1 protein-coding gene is annotated in these 1547 nt (G+C 76.6%); it reads right to left on the bottom strand.

Annotated features, from left to right (window positions below; all coding sequences use genetic code 11):
* The coding region (gene murC / locus AAHZ94_RS33860; RefSeq protein WP_349997524.1) for a UDP-N-acetylmuramate--L-alanine ligase at positions 1 to 1282 on the bottom strand (1282 nt) is incomplete at its 3' end.
* Positions 1283 to 1547 lie beyond the last annotated feature (265 nt).

Raw genomic sequence — 1547 nt, 5'->3', positions numbered from 1 at the left:
CGCCCTTGGTGCCACCGCGCCCGCGGGGCGGCGCATCCCCCGGGAGGCGCGCCGGCAGCGCCGCCGGGCCCGCGCCCCCCGGCCCGGCCGCCCCCTTGGCGGGGGCGGGGGCTAGCCCCCGCGCGCGGGCCACGCCGGCGACCGGGTCCTCCCTGGCCGGGTAGATGTCCAGCACGAACGCTGCGTCCGCCAGCGTCAGCGCCTCGCCCATCTCGGTGCCCAGCTCCTGGGTGCGGCTGAACAGGTGCGGCTGGAAGACCACCAGCACCCGCCCGTCGCCCGCGCCCCCGCGGATCGCCTCCAGGTCGGCGGCGATCTCGGTGGGGTGGTGCGCGTAGGAATCGATGACCTGCACGCCGCGGGCGGTGCCGCGGAGCTGGAGGCGGCGGTTGACGCCGGTGTACGAGGCGAGCGCGGTGGCCAGCTCGCGGGCCGGCAGGCCGGTCGCGATGCCGGCGGCGAGCGCGGCGACCGCGTTGTGCGCGTAGTGCCGGCCCGGCACCGACACGGTGAACGTCAGCTCCTCGCCGTCGGCCAGGGCCACGGTGACCTCGCTGGTCAGACCGTGCGGGGTGACGGCCAGGATGCGCAGGTCGGCGCCGTCGGACTCGCCGTAGGTGACGACGTTCAGGCCCGCGCGGCCCCGGATGCGGTCGGTCAGTTCGCGGGCGCCTGCCTGGTCGGCGGCGATGACCAGGGTGCCGCCGGGACGGATGCGGCCCACGAAGGTCTCGAAGGACTCGTAGATCTCGTCCATCGACGCGTAGTTCGCGTGGTGGTCGAGCTCCACGTTGAGGATGACGGCGACCTCGGGCGCGTACTTGTGGAAGCTGCGGTCGCTCTCGTCGGCCTCGGCCACGAAGATCTCGCCGGCGCCGTGCCGCGCGTTGGAACCCGGCTCGTTCAGGTCGCCGCCGATCGCGTACGACGGTTCGACGCCGAGGGTGCCGAGCGAGACGGCCAGCATGGAGGTGGTGGTGGTCTTGCCGTGGGTGCCGGCGACCGCGATCGCCCGCCGGTCGGTCATCAGCGCGGCGAGCGCGTCGGAACGGTGCACCACCGGCACGCCGCGCTCGGCCGCCGCCCGCAGCTCCGGGTTGTCCGCGCGGATGGCGCTGGAGACCACGACGCTGGTGGTGTCGTCCGCCAGGTGCTCGGCGGCGTGCCCGATGTGCACGGTGGCGCCGAGTGCGCGCAGCGAGGCGGCGGTGGCCGACTCGCGGGCGTCGCTGCCCGCGACCTGCGCGCCGCGCATGGCCAGGATGCGGGCGATGCCGGACATGCCGGCGCCGCCGATCCCGATGAAGTGCGGACGCGCGAGCGCGTCACCGACCGCATGGTCTGCGGGGGCCGCATGGTCTGCGGGGGCCGCCGCTTCGCGCCGCGCTGCGTTCTCGGAGCTGAGGCCCGCCGGTGCCATCGCGGTTCTCCCTGGTGGTAGCTGTGCGCGGCCGGAGGCCGCCGGATGGTGCGGGGGGGGGGGGGCCCCCCCCCCCGGCCCAGGTTAGACCCCCCCCCCCGCCCCCCCCGCCCCCCCCCCCCCCCCC

This window comes from Streptomyces sp. HSW2009 (genome assembly GCF_040240285.1).
Lineage (GTDB): Bacteria > Actinomycetota > Actinomycetes > Streptomycetales > Streptomycetaceae > Streptomyces.
Note: the sequence above shows the minus strand (reverse complement) of the source record. Positions and strands in the feature narration are given on the sequence as shown.